Consider the following 18,346-nt stretch of genomic DNA (forward strand, 5'->3'; position numbering starts at 1 on the left):
GCTGGAACACGGCGTTTTGAGCAGCAGACACGCACGGTCGCGGGGAAAGTCCGGGGAAAGCGACATTGATCTGTGGCGCCGTTTACAGGAATACCGAGTAGGGTCTAACTAACCGGCGTCGGCGGGCACCGTGTCGTCGCGGTCCGACCAGAACAAGCGCTATCAGCTAATGCGTTCCGGTGTAACGATCGAGCTGCTTGCGTCGATGAAAGTTCTAGTGGTCAGGCGCGTGCGGGATGTGTGCACAATGGCGAATGGCACAACGCAGCAAACACTTTGGAGGGGCTCGGTGGACATCGTACTAGGTGTGTCGATGACACCTACGACGGTCCGCATGGTGCTGGTCGAGGGGGAGAAAGCCGACGGCATCACCGTCGATCACGACGTCTTCGACGTCACGGGCGGGGATGACTCGGCAACCTTGAGCGCGGCGGACCAAGTAATCGCGGCGGTGCTCGGAACCCAGGAGAGCGCCGCTGCGGGCGGACATCAATTGAAGGCCACCGGTGTCACGTGGACCGACCATTCGGATGCGTCTGCATTGCGTGACGCGCTGACCGCACACGGGATCGACGACGTGATGCTGGTGTCAGAGGGCCACGCCGCCGCGGCGCTGGCCCAGGCCGTAGGTCGCGCCGTCGGCTACGACACCACGGCACTGCTGTTCATCGATCGCGACGCGGCGACGCTGTCGGTGGTCAAGACCGATGACGGCTCCGTGGTCAAGGTGCTGGGCCGCAGCCTGCACAGCAGCGACGCGATGGCGGTGCTCACCGAGATGGCGGCTGCCGTCGCAGCCCAGGATTCGGCACCGCAAGGCATGTTCGTGGTCGGTGCGGGTGTAGACGTCAGCTCGGTCAAGGCCCACCTGGAGAACCTGGTGTCGCTGCCGGTCAGCGCCCCGGACGAACCCGAACTCGCACTGGCCCGCGGCGCCGCGCTGGCGGCGGCGAGCGCGCCGGCGTTCGAGGCGTCCACCGTTGGTCTGGCGTATTCCCAAGACCCCGACGGCACCACTGCGGGTAGTGCCTACGCCGGGCTGGCCGCGCTGCCCACCGAGATGGCCGCCGTCGGTACCGAGCTCGACGGCTTCGAATCGGCGTTCGGCGACGAGTCGCCGGTCGAGGCGGGGCGCAAACCGTTCCTGCTGGTCGGCAGCGCATTGACCTCGATATTCGTCATTGGTGTCGTCGCGCTGGTCATTTCGCTGGCGGTCAGCATCCGGCCGACCGTAGATCAACGGCCCGCGCCCGCTGAGGGCGCGGTGATCCCGGCCGCTCCGGTCAAGCCCGCGGCACCCGCGCCCGCGCCGGCACCCGAAGCGCAGCCCGCGCCGCAGGCGCCTCCGCCCGCACCGCCGCCGGAGACCATCAAGGCCCCGATCCCGGTGGTACAGGAGGCACCGCAGCCGCGTACGGTCGTCGTCGATCAGCAGCCCGCGGCCGTCCCACAAGCTCCGCCTCCGGCAGCTCCCGCGCCCGAGGCGCCTCCGCCCGCGCCGGTACCCGCCGCGCCCGCCCCGGTTCTGCCGGCTCCCGCCCCGATCTACAACCCGCCGGGCTATATCCAGCCACCGGTGGTGATGCTCCCGCCGATCCTGAGTCCGCCGGTGATCGAGCAGCCTCGGCGTTCCCCGTGGCAGCCGCCTCGGCAGCGTCAGCCAGCCGATGAGCCCGACTATCCGTGGCAGCCGCCGTCGCGGCAGAGCCCGGGTTCGCAGTATCCGTATCCGGGCTCCGGCTCGGGCGGCTCCGGAGACTGGGGCCCGGGTTCCGGTTCCGACAGTCGTGGTGGTGGTGACAACACCTGGAACCCTGGTGGTTCGGGTGGTCGCGGTGGTGGCGGCGGCGGTGGTCGCGGTGGTGATTCGATCTGGCCGTGGCCGTTCGGCGGCCACTGACCACCACCAACCGTTACCTGACGTTGGTTTGCCGCTTGGTGTGACGTAGCGGCTCGCTCACTCGCGCGGCCTATTCAGGCAGTATGCGATGCACCGTATTCGGAACCGGTTACCTCGGAGCCACGCACGCCGCCGGTATGGCAGAGCTCGGCCACGAGGTCATCGGGGTGGACGTCGACCCGGGCAAGGTAGCCAAGCTCGCCGCCGGCGATATCCCGTTCTACGAGCCGGGATTGCGGAAGGTGTTGAACGACAACCTGTCCGCGGGGCGGCTCCGGTTCACTACCGACTACGAGGAAGCCGCCGACTTCGCCGACGTGCATTTCCTCGGCGTGGGCACACCGCAGAAGAAGGGCGACTACGGCGCCGACCTGCGCCATGTGCACGCCGTCATCGACGGCCTGGTGCCGCGGTTGCGTCGCCCGGCGGTGATCATCGGCAAGTCGACCGTTCCGGTGGGCACCGCCGCGGACCTGTCCAAGCGGGCCCTCGACCTCGCTCCTGACGGCGTCGACGTCGAGGTGGCTTGGAATCCCGAGTTCCTGCGCGAGGGCTTCGCCGTGCACGACACGCTGCACCCCGACCGCATTGTCGTTGGTGTGCAACCTGATTCCGGCCCGTACGCGAGAAGGACAACAGAATCACGCGCCGAGGCCGCGGTGCGGGAGCTGTACGCGCCGTTGCTTCAGGACGGCGTGCCGTTCCTGGTCACCGATCTGCAGACCGCCGAGCTGGTCAAGGTGTCTGCCAATGCGTTTCTGGCTACCAAGATCTCGTTCATCAACGCGATCTCCGAGGTGTGTGAGGCCGTCGGCGCCGATGTCACGCTGCTGGCTGACGCGCTCGGCCACGACCCGCGCATCGGGCGGCGCTTCCTCAACGCGGGCCTTGGCTTTGGTGGCGGCTGCCTGCCCAAGGACATTCGCGCATTCATGGCCCGCGCCGGTGAGCTCGGCGCCAACCACGCGCTGACCTTCCTGCGTGAGGTCGACAGCATCAACATGCGGCGCCGTACCGCGATGGTGGAACTGACGACCCGGGCGTGCGGCGGATCGCTGCTGGGCGCCAACATCGCGGTGCTGGGTGCGGCGTTCAAGCCCGAATCCGATGACGTGCGTGACTCACCCGCGCTCAACGTGGCGGGCATGCTGCAACTCAACGGGGCCACCGTGAACGTCTACGACCCCAAGGCGATGGAGAACTCACAGCGGGTCTTTCCGACGCTGAACTACTCGACATCGGTCATCGAGGCGTGCGAGCGGGCCGACGCGGTGCTGGTGCTGACCGAATGGCAGGAGTTCCTGGACCTGGATCCCGACTCGCTGGCCGATACGGTGCGCGCGAAAGTCGTTGTCGACGGCCGCAATTGCCTGAACGTGCAGCGGTGGCGACAGGCCGGGTGGGGCATGTACGCATTGGGGCGCGCGGCAGCGGCTGTTTGATCGCTGTCGAGCAATCCCGGCAGTCGTAACCTCGGGTCATGCGGGAACGGATCCGTTGGCTCGCTCTGCACGGCGTCATTCGCGGCCTGTCGGCGGTCGGAATGCGTCAGGGCGACCCGCAGGTGTTCGCCGACCCGCACCGGTTCGACATCGAACGCGAGAACGCCGGCCGGCACCGGTGGCCGGCATTTCCGCCTGGGCGCGGCGCTGGCCCGCGCCGAGGGCGAGGTCGGCCTGCGCGCGTTCTTCGACCGGTATCCCGACGCTCGGCTGGCAAACGGTGGAGTACGGCGCAACACGGGCGTGTTGCGCGGTTGGTCGACTCCGCCGATCGCACTCGGTACCGCGCGTGCGGCGGTAAATTTGTGATGTGGACTTCCGAGCCGCCCTGCTCGATCAGACTCACGCCTTCGGGGAGTTGATCGCCACCGGCGATCCCGAGACTCGCATTCCGACCTGTCCGGACTGGACGCTCAAACAGCTCTTCCGCCATGTTGGCCGTGGAAACCGTTGGGCTGCACAGATAATCGCAGAGCGAAGGCTGAGGGCACTGGACCCGCGCGAGGTTCGTGACGGTCGCCCACCCGATGACTCCGATGCGGCGATCGCCTGGCTCAACGACGGCGCCCAGCTGGTCCTCGATGCCGCAGACCAGGTCGGCAACAGCGCCCGCGTGTGGACCTTCATGGGAGCCAAGCCCGTGGGCTGGTGGATCCGCCGTCGCGTGCACGAGGTTGCCGTTCACCGCGCCGACGCTGCGCTGGCTCTCGGGGCCGATTTCGAGCTGGCGCCTGAACTGGCCGCCGACGCGGTCAGTGAATGGCTCGACCGGACGTGCGTGGAGGCGACCACAGCGCACCGGACACCTCTGGAGCCCGGGCGTACCGTGCATCTGCACGCCACCGATGCGGGCCTGGGCCCGACCGGTGAATGGATGGTGCGTAATGACGACGGCGAGATCTGGTGGTCGCACGACCACGGCAAAGGCGGCGTCGGGCTGCGCGGCAGCGCCACGAACCTGCTGCTCGCGGTCTCGCGGCGGGCCACGGCGGCCGATCTCGGTCTGGAGACGTTCGGCGACATCGGTGTGTGGGACCGGTGGCTCGAGCACACCGCGTTCTGAGTAGCGTACGTTTCGTTCATGACCACATCCGAGATCGCGACGGTTCTGGCCTGGCACGATGCGCTCAACGCGCGGGATTTCGGGACCTTGGACCGGCTGTGCAGCGATGACATCGAATTCGGTGACTCCCGTGGCGCCGCACAGGGCCGCGCCGCCCTGCGGCAATGGGCGCGGGAGCTGGGCGAGACCGTGACGGCCGGCCAGATGTTCGTCCACGACGGCGTCGTGGTCGTCCAGCAGACCATCCTGGACTCCGACGGCGATGCCAGCACTTCGGCTTCGGCGTTCCGGGTTGTCCATGACCACGTCACCTCGGTTTTTCATCACCCGGATCTGGCTGCGGCGCTGACGGCGACGGACCTGACCGAGAGTGATCTTGTTTAAGGCGTGAGATCCAGCGGGTGGTGATCGCCGCGGCGCGGCAACGCTAGTGGCGCGAATGCTCGGGCGTGGCCAGCACTGCCGCGATACCCGTCGTCAACGGAACCGACAGCGCCAGTGCGATACCGCCGACCGCGGACCGCGTGATCTCGATGGCCACGCTCTCACCCGTCAACACATCGCCCAGAGAGCGGTTGGCGACGCTGAACAGCAGCAGCAGCGGCAGGGCGCTGCCGGCGTAGGCCAGCACGAGGGTGTAGACGGTGCTGGCGATGTGATCGCGGCCCACTCGCATGGCCCCGACGAAGACCGACCGCCGGGTGCCGCCGTGCTCAGCCAGTTCGAACACCGTCGACGCCTGCGTCACCGTCACGTCGTTGAGCACACCGAGTGAGCCGATGATGAATCCGGCCAAGAGCAGACCAGTGATCGACACATTGCCCAGATACGCCGCAACCTCATTGTTCTGATCCTCGGACAAGCCCGTCAGGTGAGCCATTTCGATTGCCCCCCAAGATAACAACGCGGCGAGGAGCAGCGCGGCGAGCGTACCGAGCAGGGCTGCACTGGTGCGCAGGCTCACCCCGTGGGCCAGGTAGATGACGGCGTAGAGGATCGCCGCCGCGGCGACCAGCGACACGGGGACGGCCGCGGCACCGTCGCGCAGCGCAGGCAGCAGAAACACCACCAGCACCACGAACGCGACCGCGATACCGATCAGGGCGCGCAGCCCGCGCCAGCGCGCCACTGCCACGATGACCACCGCGAACGTCGCTGCCAGCGCAGCCAGCGGCCAGGTGCGTTCGAAGTCGAAAAACGCGTACGTCGTCGTTCCCGCATCGTCGACCTGTCGGCTCAACCGAACGTTGTCCCCGGGAGCCAGGTGGGGTTGCCCGGGGCCGTTGGTGAACTCCAGCAGAGTATTCGCGCCCTTGTTGGGTCCCGAGTCGATCGAGACCAGGTTCTGCACGCATTGGCCACCGCCGGGCGGGGCCGCCATCGGATTGGCGGTGAGCACCGCGCCGGTCGACGGACTGCCGCAGTCGGCCATCCGGCTGGACAACACGTGCCCGGCCTCGGTGGTGACCGCGCCGCCCGCGGAGTTCTGGAACGGCAGCGGGATGGCGACCTTCTGCTGGCTCGGCCACAGCAGGACCAATCCGGCCAGTACCGCGATACCGATGGCGACCAGCATGCCGACGACGATCTTGGCGGCCAGCGGGCCCAGCGGGGCAGGACCGCTTAACGAGTGCGAGTGGGCCACCCGGACAGGGTAGAGGCTCGATCCCATCGCCAGCTGTGGGCACTCCCAAACGCAGTAGTGCTGTGCATTCTATGTAATGGTGCCGACACCAGGCTCGTTGATGCCCAGGCGTTCGATCAACCACCGGCGCAGATCGGGTCCGTACTCGTCTCGCGCCAAGGCGAAGTCGACTGCCGCTTTCAGGTAGCCGCCGGGGTTTCCGAGGTCGTGACGGGAGCCGTGGTGCACGACGACATGTACGGGATGACCTTCGGAGATCAGCAGCGCGATGGCGTCGGTCAACTGCAGTTCGTCGCTGTGGTCACGTGAAATCCGGCGCAGCGCATCGAATATCTCCCTGTCGAGGACATAGCGCCCCGCTGCGGCGTAAGGCGAAGGCGCATCGTCGGGATGTGGTTTTTCGACCATGCCCTTGACCCGCAGGACGTCGGGGCTGGCAGTGTCCGGTGCCGCTTCGACGTCGAATACGCCGTAGGCGGCGATTGCCGGGCCGGGCACCTCGATAGCGCACAGCACCGATCCACCGTGCCTGGCACGTACCTTGGACATGGTCTCCAGCACGCCGGTCGGCAGAACCAGGTCGTCCGGCAGCAGGACCGCGACAGCATCCTCGTCAGGCAGCAGCGTTGACTCGACGCAGGAAATCGCATGACCTAGGCCGAGGGGCCGAGGCTGTACCACCGATTCCACCTTGATCAAAGCCGGGGCCCGGCGAACCTTCTCGAGCATCACATGCTTGCCGCGGGCTTCCAGCGTGCCCTCCAGAACCAGATCCTCGACGAAGTGCGCGACCACCCCGTCCTTGCCTTCAGAGGTGACGATCACCAGTCGTTCGGCGCCTGCCTCGGCAGCCTCCGCGGCCACGAGCTCGATGCCCGGAGTGTCGACAACCGGCAACAATTCCTTCGGCACCGTCTTGGTGGCCGGAAGGAAACGCGTACCCAAACCTGCGGCGGGCACGATCGCCGTCCACGGAATACCATTCTTCTGCATAGTCGAATACTAATTCAGCAAGATCATTTACGCATGCCGGGAGTTTCGACGTACAAACGTCGAAACGAGTTTGTCAGCTGTTTGCTGCAGATTATAAATGCATCGGCTTGGCGGATCACTCCGGAATGGCGCCAGGGCGGTTTGGGCGAAAATCGCCTTCCGTGTGCCATTTGCTTGGTCCCATGCACCAAAGGGATCTAACAATTTCCGGTGGCGGGTATGCCGGCGAAACGGTCGGTTAACCACTGACCGAGAACTGCGCCGGGATCCAGCGTATGGCCAGCGTCTTCGATCCGCACGCGCATGATGGTGTCGCCCAGGGCGCAGGCGCGTCCCATCGCAACTTCGGTCCACGCCGCAGGCACTGTGTCGTCCCGGCCCCCGTAGATTGCCAGAATCGGAGTTTGGGTCGGCTGCTGAGGTAATGCGTAGGCGGCAAGCAAACTGGCCAGGCGTTCGGCGGCTGCCGGCGACGAAGGCCGGGTGTCAGAGTTTGCCAGAGCGCTGCTCAGTTCTCCCTTGTCATTCAGCGAATCGGCGCGACACGCGATCAGCGTTGTCCGATTGTCGCGTAGTGCGTCGTGAAGATAATCGTCGGGTTTGATCGACTTGTCCACGCCTGCGAGTCCGGTGACGATGTAGGGGTATAAGTACCGCTGATCCGTGGTCAAAGTCGAAGCCTGCGCACTTTGCACCAGTGGTGACATATCGAGGGTCGGCGCGATCGCCGCCGATCCGAGAAGGTCCGTACCCTCCCCGTATGCGGCGAAGTACTCCGCTGCCGCCCAAGCGGTTTCACCACCCTGGGACGCACCCAAGGCCACCCATCGTGATGACAGGTCGGGGACCGCTGTACGAGCCGCGCGAACGGCATCTATGAGGTTGAATGCGGCGGACTTCGGTTCCAGGTAGGGGTGTGGATCGGACGCGTCGGTCGGGGAGGCGCCCTGCAGGCCGGCGTAGTCGGTGAACACGACCGCATAGCCTTGCCGCAGCTGGATCGCCACTGCCGTCAAATCGCCGAAGAGGCGCGGATCCGCCGTCGGACCGCAGTCGGAAGTGACGCCGACGGTCCCGTGGGCGTAGCCGATCACCGGCCAGCCGCCGGGTGGAGGCGGTTCCGGCGGGGTGAAAACCGCTCCCGACACGACCGTCGGCTGGCCGGTGATGCCCGAGATCGACCGGTATGTCATGGTCAGCGCGCCCGAGCCGGCGGGTAATTCGCTGAAATCCAACTTCGGGTGTTCGAACGACTGCAGGAGAGTCCCCCGACCGCTCCAATCAGCAGGAGCGATCGCCGGCATCTCGCGGGCGTACACAAATGTATTTGTGTCTGCACCCATGTGGGCAGACCCGAAGGCGCTGCAGGCGGCCAGCGCTGTGCAGCCCGCAAGCATTGCGAACCGCCCTAACAATGTCCACGCCATTTCTACCCCCCGGTGCGTCCAGAAGCATTATGGCATGTTTCCCGATCTTTGGCCGGTGAACTGAAACGCTACGGTGCGGAACTGGCGAATGGCAAAAGGTACAACAATCCGTTCCGCTTCCGAATATTACGCGAGTGTAACTGTGGTTTAAAGCACACCTGGCAGACTGGGATCGCGCGGTTTGAACGGCTGATATATGGTTTTGACCATCCGGCAGCGAAGTCAGAACGCGGGGCAATGAAGCCCAATGCTCGTTGTAGGAGCGGTCGCAATACCGTGTGTGAGCCTTGCGCTGGCAAATATTTGTCACAACGATGAATTTATTCAATACGGGATGGAACCCGCATCGTGGAGGTAGGTGCCGTCGGTGCTCTTATGCAGAACTTCTGGGGGAGTTTGACATGGTGGCGTTAGAGAATCGCGAGCGCGAGACGTTGGCGCCGGAAAGAGTTCGTACGCCCGAAGCACTGGTGACTCCGCCCAGTGACGAGGAGGTCTACTGGTACTTCGGCTCACAGATGAGGTGGGTCCAGGTCATGTTGCTCCTCGCCTTCGTGTTGGCGGCCTGGAGTTTGCTGCAGTTTTCGATGTCCAAAGTCGAAGTGCTGTGGTTCATGCTCGTGGTACTTGGGCTCAACGTCGTCGGGAACGTGCTCGCGGTCGTCACGAGCTTCAACACACGTCGCTACAGCGCGAGCGGGCACCGTGCGCTGGTCGAGGGGTGGAAACCCCACGGGACCGCGCCGAGCGTCGATGTGTACCTCCCCACCTACGGCGAGGGGTTGGACGTGCTCCGCAACACTTACACGTACGTCGCAGCCATGGAGTGGGACGGCGTGGTCAATGTCTACGTTCTCGACGATGGCGCCCGTGAGAACGTTGAGAGGCTGGCCCGAGAGTTCGGATTCCACTACATCGTCCGTACGAACCGCGGGCACATGAAGAAGGCAGGCAACCTCCAGTTCGCCTTCACCCGGACGTCGGGTGACCATATCGTCATCCTGGACGCGGACTTCTGCCCGCGCGCAGACTTTCTCAAGCATCTGGTGCCCTACATGGACGACCCCACCGTGGGTATTGTGCAAAGCCCCCAGTACTTTGACACCACGGAGGAGCAGAACTGGATCCAGCGCACTGCGGGTGCGACACAGGAGCTGTTCTATCGCTGGATCCTGCCATCGCGGGACCGCTTCGACGCGGCCGTATGCGTCGGGACGTGCGCGATCTACCGGCGTGAAGCACTAGCTGCGGCAGGGGGATTCGCTCAGATCGAGCACAGCGAGGACATCCACACGGGCCTTCAACTGATGCGTGCGGGATACCACACACGCTACGTTCCGGTGATTGTGTCGCGCGGTCTTTGCCCATCAGATCTCGCCGGGTTCCTCAACCAGCAGTACCGCTGGTGCAACGGGTCGCTGGTGCGCCTGGACAACGAGCACTCAGGTGCTGACGGTGTTGGAATGACTGCACGCCAGCGCATTTGCTTCTGGGCAGGAGTGATGTACTACATCACCACTGCGATCAATGTGGTGGCGTTGTTCATTCCCGGACTGATCATGGCGGCCTTCTTCCCCAGCCAGGTCCAGCCAATGCAGTTCGTCCCCTTCCTAGTCGGGCTGTGGGTCTACCTGGTGGTGCTGCCTTTTGTGTCCAAGGGCCGTTGGCGATTTGAAGTTCTCCGTATCCAGATGGCCTACAGCTACGCGCATATCGTCGCGATTGTGCATAAGCTCCGCGGCCGGTCGGCCGGTTGGGTGCCCACGGGCGCGGTCGGTACGACGAACACGTTGGGTCGCAGCATCGCAAAGTTCGGCGCGGTGGCGATCACTTTGTCTCTGGTGCCGTTCTGGGCGGTAGTGGTCTACGACATCCACGCTTACGGTCTACGTCGATTCTGGTTGATGGCGATGTTCCTCGGTCTCTACACCTACCTTGCAGCACCACTTCTCGTGGAGTTCTTCAAGGTGCTCTGGCCCCCGGACGCCAAGGCAGTCCGCCGTGTACCGCGCGTGAAGAGCCGCCATCGCCGTAGCGGGCAGCGAGAGTTGGTGACCGCATGACGGATGCAAGCCGCCGGCGACGCAGACTGCGGAGCTCGGTGACTCGACTGAACCCGCACCGCATTTCGGCGTACGAGGCAGTGTTCTACACCATCGGACTATTGTTCGCTGCCGCCGTTGCATTCGGTTGGTTCGATCTGATGATTCCGTGGGGATCCTGATATGACAACCGCAGTCGATCATCCGGTCCCCGCCTCGCGCGCTGAATCAGGGAACCGCTTCTTCACGGACATCGAAGGCATGCGGGGCATTGCGGTGACCATCGTCGTGCTGTTCCACGCTGGCGTGCCGCACATGTCGGGCGGTTTCGTCGGTGTCGACTTGTTCTTCGTCATTTCAGGGTTCCTGATCACCGGCCTGCTGCTGCGTGAGTTCGAACGTGCAGGCAAGGTGTCGTTCAAGGGCTTCTATGCCCGGCGCGCACGGCGCATCATCCCGCCGGCAGCGATCGTCATCGTCGCAACGTCGGCCGCGGTGTGGTTGATCATGCCGCTGCTGTCGGTGTTTCGGCAGGCCTTCGACTTGCTCGCCGCCGCATTGAACATCGCGAACTGGCGTTTCATCAGCCAGGGAAAGGATTACCTGGCGGGCGGATCGGATGACAGTGTCGCCACTCACTTCTGGTCGCTGTCGATCGAGGAACAGTTCTACTTCGTCTGGCCGTTGCTGGTGGTCGGCGCTGCGTATCTCGCGTGCCGGATGGGTTGGTCGATCCGGCTCGTGGTCGGGCTCGGCATCCTCGTCGTCTCTGCTGTGTCGTTCGTCGCGTCAGTGCGCCTGACCGCCAGTGATCCGGTGCTGTCCTACATGGCGACCCATACCCGTGCCTGGCAGTTCGGTGTCGGCGCGCTCGTCGCAGCGACGGGGCCGCTGCTCACCGCACTCATCACGCGTGTGTACGCACGCGTGATCATGTGCGTGGTCGGGTGGGCAGGGTTGGCAGCGGTGGTGATCGCGACAGTGTCGTTCGACCACACCACGCCTTATCCCGGCTGGGCTGCTGTGCTACCGACGCTTGGTGGGGGAGCGATGATTGTGGCGGGGCAGGCCGCAGGTCTGGGGGCGCCGGCGGTTGGAGCTTTCCTGTCCGTCTGGTGGCTCAGATGGATTGGGCGACTGTCGTATTCGTGGTACCTGTGGCATTGGCCAGCGGTAGTCCTGTTCAAGGTGTCCACGGGCATCACGGACTGGCGTGTGCTGACTGCGGTGATGTTAGGCGCACTGCTGGCCGCCTGGCTGTCTACGAACATGCTGGAAGACCCGATCATGAGGTCGCCGGAGCTGAAGCGGAACCTGATGGCCTCACTGTCGCTCGGGGGGACCGCCACGATTGCCGCCGTCACTGTGACGATGGGTATCGGAGTGTTGGCGGTCAATCAGGCGAGCAGCGGGGCGAACAACGCGGCGGTCAATTTCGCGTCGGTGTTCGGTTCCGCGACCGGCGTGAACTCCGGTCCGGTTACGCCGAACCCATTCAAGGCATTCGACGACCGGCCCGAACGGGACGAATGCCTCGTACCGCTGGGCGAATCACATCAGCCAACGACTTGCGTCGACGGGCCGGAGAACGGTGTGCCCGCCGTGCTGTTCGGTGACAGTCATGCCCAGCAGTGGCTGCCGCTGGCCCAGACACTGGCCCGTGACAACGGTTGGCGCCTAAGTCAATTCACCAAGGCTGCGTGCCCGGCTCCGCTACTGCAGCCCCGTGACGGTCGTACCGATCCCTTCACGAAGAGCGATTGTCTGACCTGGCGCACGGAGTCGATCGCGGCTATCAAGAACCTCGCACCCAAGCACATCATCATCGGCTCGTTATCCACCTACGTTCCGGACTACCAGGAACTCAAAGAAGGCTGGGACGCAACCCTGAAAGAGCTCAGGTCGACCGGAGCGAAGCTCATCTACCTTCACGACACCCCGTATCCGAGAAAGAAAATTCCGGAGTGCATTTCGGGTTCTACGGATGACTGGGCCAAGTGCGATTTCACGCTCGACGGGGTTCGTAGAATAGAGCCCATCGTGACCGACCAGTTGCGCGGTGAAAATCTCGACATACCGGTGCTGGACGTTAACCCCTATCTGTGCGACGGCAACCAGTGCCACGCCGCGCGTAACGGCATCCTGCTCTACCGAGACGATTCCCATCTGAGCCTCACGGCCGTGTCGGCACTGATACCCGCCTTTCAGCAGCAAATCCGCGATATGGGCGTGGACCTGAGTGGACACTAGGGGCGGGTTCAGCCCGGCAACACGCTATTCCCGTACCGTGTTTCCTGGTCGAGACGTCCACGGTGGTCCAGGAGGTGCAGTTGCCCAACGATCGGGCGGGAGTGCAGTTGTCACGACGCGCATTGCTCAGTTCGATTCCGGCGGCGTCCCTGGTGCTGATGGTGGGAGGCTGCCGGAAGGAAGCAGACGTCAAGCGGGTGTTCGGTCTGGCGGCCAACGGCCTTGACGCAGCCGCGATAGATCAGGCTTCCGCCACCGGCCGAACATTGGGCCGGCGGCTGGACGTGCTCACTGTTTACGAGGCGTTTGCCTGGAAACAGCCGCTGCCGGTGCAGTTGCTCAAACTTATCGAGGCAGCTGGCAGCGTTCCCGAGATTACCTGGGAGCCATGGAATCCCGAGGACGGCCCGCGACAGCCGCTGTACGGTCTCGGACAGATCGCCGGTGGGCGCTACGATTCCTACATCGCCAGTTGGGCGAAGGCGGCCGCCGAGTACCAGGGAAGGTTGCTGCTGCGTTTCGCCCACGAGATGAATGGCGATTGGTATCCGTGGTCGGTGTCTTCCGGGGGTGGTACACCCGAGGATTACGTTGCTGCCTATCGGCGCGTGCGGCTGATCTTTCAGGATGCTGGAGCGAATCGGGTCGAATGGGTGTGGAGCCCGAACGTCATCGTCAATGGCGACGCGGACGCGGTCCGACGGGCATATCCAGGTGACGATCTGGTCGATATTGTCGGTATAGACGGGTACAACTTCGGGAACCGTAACGGGCACCGCTGGACATCACCAGAGGAATTGTTCGGTGTCACACTGGATGTCGTCGCATCGATCGCACCCAACACGCCGGTATGGATCAATGAAGTGGGCTGTAGCGACGCCGGTGGGAACAAGGCGCAGTGGATCACGGACTTCTTCAGCTACGTCAAAACCACGTCGGTCCGCGGCGTGCTCTGGTTCGAGGTGGACAAGACCGGCGAGTCTGATTGGAGGCTGACGGAGACGCCGGAGACGACGGCGGCGGCCAAGGCTGCCCTGGCCGACTGGTGAAGAGCCTACTGCCGGTAGCTGGCCAGGAAGTTGCCCAGCCGCTCGATCGCCGCGGACAGATCACGTGACCATGGCAGGGTGACGATGCGTAGGTGATCCGGTGTGGGCCAATTGAACCCGGTGCCCTGGGTCAGCAGGATCTTCTCCTGCAACAACAGGTCGAGCACGAGCTGCTCGTCGTCCTGGATGTCGTGGACCTCGGGATCCAGCCGTGGGAACGCATAGAGCGCACCCGAGGGCTTCACACAGGACACGCCGGGGATTTCGTTGAGCTTGGTCCACGCTGTGTCACGCTGCTCCAGCAGCCGCCCGCCGGGCAGAACCAGATCATCGATGCTCTGATAGCCGCCGAGAGCCACCTGAATGGCATGCTGCGCAGGCACATTCGGACACAACCGCATGTTGGCCAGCAGGCTGATGCCCTCGATGAAGCTGCTCGCGTGTTCCTTGGGACCGGTGATCACCAGCCAGCCCGACCGGTAGCCCGCAACGCGGTAGGCCTTGGACAGCCCATTGAAAGTCAGGCACAGCAGGTCCGGCGCCACCGACGCCATCGAAATGTGCTTGGCGTCGTCGTAGAGGATCTTGTCGTAGATCTCGTCGGCCAGCAGCATCAGCTGATGCTTGCGCGCCAGGTCCGCGATCTGGGTGAGGGTTTCGCGGCTGTATACCGCGCCCGTCGGGTTGTTCGGGTTGATCACGACGATCGCCTTGGTCCGCTCGGTGATCTTGGACTCCAGATCGGCGATGTCGGGGTTCCAGTCCTGCGTCTCGTCGCACAGATAGTGCACCGGGGTACCACCGGCCAACGAGGTCGACGCGGTCCACAGCGGATAGTCCGGCGTCGGGATCAGCACCTGATCACCGTTGTCCAGCAGCGCCTGCAACGTCATGGTGATCAACTCGGACACCCCATTGCCGAGATACACGTCGTCGACGTCGAACCGGGGGAATCCCTCGACCAGCTCGTAACGGGTGAACACCGCGCGGCGGGCGCTGAGAATGCCCTTGGAGTCGGAGTAGCCCTGCGCATGCGGCAGCGCCTGGATCACGTCACGCATGATCACATCGGGAGCCTCGAAGCCGAACGGCGCCGGATTGCCGATGTTCAGCTTGAGGATGCGATGGCCTTCAGCTTCCAGCCGTGAGGCGTGCTGGTGTACCGGCCCGCGAATCTCGTACAGGACATCCTGCAGCTTCGTCGATTGGGCGAATACCCGTGGCTTCGGGTGGTGCCCGGTACCTTGCCACGGCAGCTGATGGGTAGTCACGTCCACCATGGTCTCACCGTCGTCCAATTGTTTTGCAATTTGCGGTACAGGCGACAGAAACGCCGATGGCCAGTCCTGGCACACAGTTCAGAGTGAACATGCGCCATGACTGGCCATCGGCGGCGTCGATTTAGCGCTTACCGGGGCGCCGTGCACCCGGCTTGATGCCCAGGCCCACCACGGGCGGTTCGGGCTTGGCAGGCTCCGCCGGTGCGGCCACGGCTACGGGTGCCGGGGCAGCAGGAGCGGCGTTGTTGTTGGTCGGCGCGGCCTTCTTGGCACCGGGACGGCGTGCGCCTGCGGCGATGCCCAGGCCCACCACGGGCGGTTCCGGTTTGGCGGGCTCGGCCGGTGCCGGAGCAGCGGCTGCCGGAGCAGCGGTCTTCTTGGCTCCCGGACGCTTGGCGCCTGCAGCCAAGCCCAGACCCTTCACCGGGGCGGCAGGTGCTGCCGGTGCCGCAGGGGCAGCAGCGGCTGCCGGAGCAGCGGCTTTCTTGGCTCCCGGACGCTTGGCGCCTCCGGCCAGGCCCAGTCCCTTGACGGGGACAGCTGCGGCCGGTGCCGACGCCTCCGCCGCAGGTGCGGCTTTCTTGGCGCCGGGACGCTTGGCGGCGCCCGCCAGGCCCAGTCCCTTGACGGGGACAGCTGCGGCCGGTGCCGATGCTTCCGCCGCAGGTGCGGCTTTCTTGGCGCCGGGACGCTTGGCGGCGCCCCCCATGCCCAAGCCGGTCACGGGCTTGGCTTCCGCGGCGGTGGCCGCAGCCGGTGCCGCGGCCACCGCGGCTTCCTCGACCACCGGCGCCGCCGCAGCTGCAGCAGCTTCCGCCTTGGCCTCGGCCTCCGCGCGAACGGCCGCGCGTGCTTCGGATTCCTTGGCCGCCGTGCCCTTCTCGGGCAGCGTGATGACGGACTTGTCGAGCGAGGCCAGCAGCAGCTGGGCCACGTCGAGCACCTCGGCCTTCGGCAGATCGGCGTTGGCGGCTACCTCGTCGACACCGTCGGTGATCATCACGCGGCAGAACGGGCATCCGGTGGCGACCGCAGAGGCGCCTGTGTCGAGTGCCTCCTCGGTGCGCTCCTGGTTGACGCGCTTGCCGATGTGCTCTTCCATCCACATCCGGGCACCACCGGCACCACAGCACAGGCCACGATCGGCGTGGCGCGGCATTTCGGTGAGTTTGGCCCCGGCCGCTCCGATCAGCTCACGAGGCGCGGCGTACTCCTTGTTGTGCCGGCCCAGGAAGCATGGATCGTGGTAGGTGACTTCCTGGCCCACCGGCGACACCGGAACCAGCTTCTTGTCCCGTACCAGGCGGTTCAGCAACTGCGTGTGATGCAGCACGGTGTAGTTGGCGCCGAGTTGCGGATACTCGCGGCCGATGGTGTTGAAGCAGTGCGGGCAGGTCATCACGATCTTGCGGTCGACCGTCTCGACACCCTCGAACAGCTCGTTGATGGTCTCCACGTTCTGCCCGGCCAGCTGTTGGAACAGGAACTCGTTGCCGGCCCGTCGGGCGGAGTCGCCGGTACAGGTCTCACCGGTGCCCAGCACCAGGAACTTGACGCCCGCGGCGGCGAGCAGCTCGGCGACAGCCTTGGTGGTCTTCTTCGCGCGGTCCTCGTAAGCGCCGGCGCAGCCGACCCAGAACAGGTACTCGAACCCGTCGAAGCTGTCGACGTCCTGACCGTAGACCGGGACGTCGAAATCGACCTCGTCGATCCAGTTGGTGCGATCCTTGGCGTTCTGGCCCCAGGGGTTGCCCTTGTTCTCCAGGTTCTTGAACAGCACACCGAGCTCGCCGGGGAACTCCGACTCGACCATGACCTGGTAGCGGCGCATGTCGACGATGTGGTCGATGTGCTCGATGTCGACGGGGCACTGCTCGACGCAGGCACCGCAGTTGGTGCAGGACCACAGCACGTCGGGGTCGATCACACCGCCCTGCTCAAGGGTGCCGACCAGCGGGCGCAGCGCCTGCTCGGGGCCGGATCCCATGACGCGTTCGTAGCCGTCTTCGGGCACACCGTGCCGATGCGCGCTGTGGTCCAACGTGGCGAAGTCGACCGAGCCTTCCTCGGGCATCGGTTTGCCCTCGATGATGTAAGGGGCCTTGGCGAACAGGTGATCGCGCAGGTTCATGATCAAGAGCTTGGGTGACAGCGGCTTGCCGGTGTTCCAGGCCGGGCACTGCGACTGGCACCGACCGCACTCGGTGCAGGTCGCCATGTCGAGGTTGCCCTTCCAGGTGAAGTCCTCGATGCGGCCCTTGCCGAACACCGCGTCCTCGGCGGGATCGTCGAAGTCGATCTTCTCGCCCTTGTACTCCATCGGCAGCAGCGGGCCGAGACCGTTGGGCAGGCGCTTGAACGTGACGTTGATGGGGGCCAGACCGATGTGCAGGTGCTTGGAGTGCAGCACGATCAGCAGGAAGGCCAGCATGACGCCGATGTGGGCCATCAGTGCCAGGGTCTCCAGCCACACGTTGGCGGTGTGTCCCAGCGGGGCCAGCAGAGCAGCCATCGCATCGGAGAAGAACGCACCGGACTGATAGGGGAAGGCGGCGCGTCCCTCGTAGTTGAGCACGTTCACCGCGGCGCCCCGGAAGATCGCGTACGTCAGGATGACCAGGAAGATCATGTAGAGGATGGTCCAGGCGCCGCCGTTGTGGGAGCCGTAGAACCGGGATCCACGACCCACCTTCTCGGGGTTCTTGTTGATCCGGATGATCGCGAAGACGATGATTCCGGCCAGCACCGCGACGGCGAAGAAGTCCTGCAGGAAGCCCAGCACTGGCCAGCGGCCGATGATCGGGATATGGAACTCGGGGTCGACCAGCACCCCGAAGGCCTCGAGGTACACCGTGGCGAGGACGAAGAACCCCCACATCGTGAAGAAGTGCGCGATGCCGGGGATCGACCATTTCAGGAGCTTTGACTGGGCGAAGACTTCCTTGTTCTGGTTCAGGAAGCGCCGGACGAGATGGTCCTTACGGCCGCGTTCGTCACCGACCTTCTGCCCGGAGCTGATCAGTTTGGTTAGCCACATGATGCGCTTGACGGCGAATACCAAGACGATGGCGGTCGCCAACAATCCAACGATCAATCGGCCCGTCGTGAGCATGTGCTCCAGGCTGTTTTCCAACGGTGCCTCCCAGGTCCATGGTTACTGGTCGGTAACAAGATCCATGTTACTGACCGGTAACT

Annotated in this window: 12 protein-coding genes and 1 pseudogene; 8 read left to right on the forward strand and 5 right to left on the reverse strand. The window is 64.7% G+C overall.

Annotation, left to right across the window (positions count from 1 at the left end):
* The first annotated feature begins 289 nt into the window (after positions 1 to 289).
* From H276_RS0105240 to H276_RS0105255, 5 genes and pseudogenes are all read left to right on the forward strand, one after another.
* Positions 290 to 1,900 (forward strand): hypothetical protein, encoded by a 1,611-nt coding sequence (locus tag H276_RS0105240; protein ID WP_155942968.1) that lies wholly within the window; start codon positions 290 to 292, stop codon positions 1,898 to 1,900.
* Positions 1,901 to 1,983: 83 nt separating this feature from the next.
* A complete protein-coding gene (locus H276_RS0105245) occupies positions 1,984 to 3,342 on the forward strand; it encodes a UDP-glucose/GDP-mannose dehydrogenase family protein (RefSeq protein ID WP_019970255.1) in 1,359 nt (452 codons plus the stop codon).
* A gap of 113 nt (positions 3,343 to 3,455) precedes the next feature.
* A pseudogene (locus H276_RS25215) lies at positions 3,456 to 3,711 on the forward strand (cytochrome P450); the annotation flags it as partial.
* 1 nt (position 3,712) lies between these two features.
* The gene (locus H276_RS0105250; protein ID WP_019970256.1) at positions 3,713 to 4,465 is read left to right on the forward strand and encodes a maleylpyruvate isomerase family mycothiol-dependent enzyme; all 753 of its coding nucleotides are present in this window, start codon (positions 3,713 to 3,715) and stop codon (positions 4,463 to 4,465) included.
* An 18-nt stretch (positions 4,466 to 4,483) separates the two neighbouring features.
* On the forward strand, positions 4,484 to 4,849 hold the full coding sequence (locus tag H276_RS0105255; protein ID WP_019970257.1) for a nuclear transport factor 2 family protein: 366 nt from the start codon (positions 4,484 to 4,486) through the stop codon (positions 4,847 to 4,849).
* 43 nt (positions 4,850 to 4,892) lie between these two features.
* Here the strand turns inward: H276_RS0105255 and H276_RS0105260 are convergent, their stop codons facing one another.
* The 3 genes from H276_RS0105260 to H276_RS0105270 form a co-directional block, all read right to left on the reverse strand.
* A complete protein-coding gene (locus H276_RS0105260) occupies positions 4,893 to 6,137 on the reverse strand; it encodes a YibE/F family protein (protein WP_036460648.1) in 1,245 nt (414 codons plus the stop codon).
* 42 nt (positions 6,138 to 6,179) lie between these two features.
* On the reverse strand, positions 6,180 to 7,103 hold the full coding sequence (locus H276_RS0105265; RefSeq protein WP_019970259.1) for a UTP--glucose-1-phosphate uridylyltransferase: 924 nt from the start codon (positions 7,101 to 7,103) through the stop codon (positions 6,180 to 6,182).
* Between the two features lie 197 nt (positions 7,104 to 7,300).
* Positions 7,301 to 8,407, reverse strand: coding sequence for a lipase family protein (locus H276_RS0105270; protein WP_036460670.1), 1,107 nt, complete (start codon positions 8,405 to 8,407; stop codon positions 7,301 to 7,303).
* A gap of 524 nt (positions 8,408 to 8,931) precedes the next feature.
* Here H276_RS0105270 and H276_RS22610 point away from each other — a divergent pair.
* The 3 genes from H276_RS22610 to H276_RS0105290 all read left to right on the forward strand — a co-directional run bounded on the left by H276_RS22610 (position 8,932) and on the right by H276_RS0105290 (position 13,871).
* Entirely contained in the window at positions 8,932 to 10,593 is a 1,662-nt protein-coding gene (locus H276_RS22610) for a glycosyltransferase family 2 protein (RefSeq protein WP_019970261.1), read from the forward strand.
* 162 nt (positions 10,594 to 10,755) lie between these two features.
* Positions 10,756 to 12,822: an acyltransferase family protein gene (locus tag H276_RS0105285; RefSeq protein ID WP_019970263.1), complete on the forward strand. Its 2,067-nt coding sequence runs from the start codon at positions 10,756 to 10,758 to the stop codon at positions 12,820 to 12,822.
* 80 nt (positions 12,823 to 12,902) lie between these two features.
* Positions 12,903 to 13,871, forward strand: a complete 969-nt coding sequence (locus H276_RS0105290; RefSeq protein WP_196807844.1) for a glycoside hydrolase family 26 protein — start codon at positions 12,903 to 12,905, stop codon at positions 13,869 to 13,871.
* Positions 13,872 to 13,876: 5 nt separating this feature from the next.
* Here the strand turns inward: H276_RS0105290 and H276_RS0105295 are convergent, their stop codons facing one another.
* On the reverse strand, positions 13,877 to 15,151 hold the full coding sequence (locus tag H276_RS0105295; RefSeq protein ID WP_369758405.1) for a pyridoxal phosphate-dependent aminotransferase: 1,275 nt from the start codon (positions 15,149 to 15,151) through the stop codon (positions 13,877 to 13,879).
* Between the two features lie 121 nt (positions 15,152 to 15,272).
* Complete coding sequence (locus H276_RS0105300) at positions 15,273 to 18,263, reverse strand: (Fe-S)-binding protein (protein ID WP_019970266.1); 2,991 nt, start codon at positions 18,261 to 18,263, stop codon at positions 15,273 to 15,275.
* Between the last annotated feature and the right edge of the window lie 83 nt (positions 18,264 to 18,346).

The sequence above is a fragment of the Mycobacterium sp. 141 genome (genome assembly GCF_000382405.1).
In the GTDB taxonomy this organism is placed as follows: Bacteria; Actinomycetota; Actinomycetes; order Mycobacteriales; family Mycobacteriaceae; genus Mycobacterium.

Coding starts and splice junctions, on each gene's coding strand:
- H276_RS0105245 (WP_019970255.1), top strand. CDS start 1,984: ATGCGATGCACCGTATTCGGAACCGGTTACCTCGGAGCCACGCACGCC.
- H276_RS0105255 (WP_019970257.1), top strand. CDS start 4,484: ATGACCACATCCGAGATCGCGACGGTTCTGGCCTGGCACGATGCGCTC.
- H276_RS0105260 (WP_036460648.1), bottom strand. CDS start 6,137: ATGGGATCGAGCCTCTACCCTGTCCGGGTGGCCCACTCGCACTCGTTA.
- H276_RS0105265 (WP_019970259.1), bottom strand. CDS start 7,103: ATGCAGAAGAATGGTATTCCGTGGACGGCGATCGTGCCCGCCGCAGGT.
- H276_RS0105270 (WP_036460670.1), bottom strand. CDS start 8,407: ATGCCGGCGATCGCTCCTGCTGATTGGAGCGGTCGGGGGACTCTCCTG.
- H276_RS22610 (WP_019970261.1), top strand. CDS start 8,932: ATGGTGGCGTTAGAGAATCGCGAGCGCGAGACGTTGGCGCCGGAAAGA.
- H276_RS0105285 (WP_019970263.1), top strand. CDS start 10,756: ATGACAACCGCAGTCGATCATCCGGTCCCCGCCTCGCGCGCTGAATCA.
- H276_RS0105295 (WP_369758405.1), bottom strand. CDS start 15,151: ATGGTGGACGTGACTACCCATCAGCTGCCGTGGCAAGGTACCGGGCAC.
- H276_RS0105300 (WP_019970266.1), bottom strand. CDS start 18,263: ATGCTCACGACGGGCCGATTGATCGTTGGATTGTTGGCGACCGCCATC.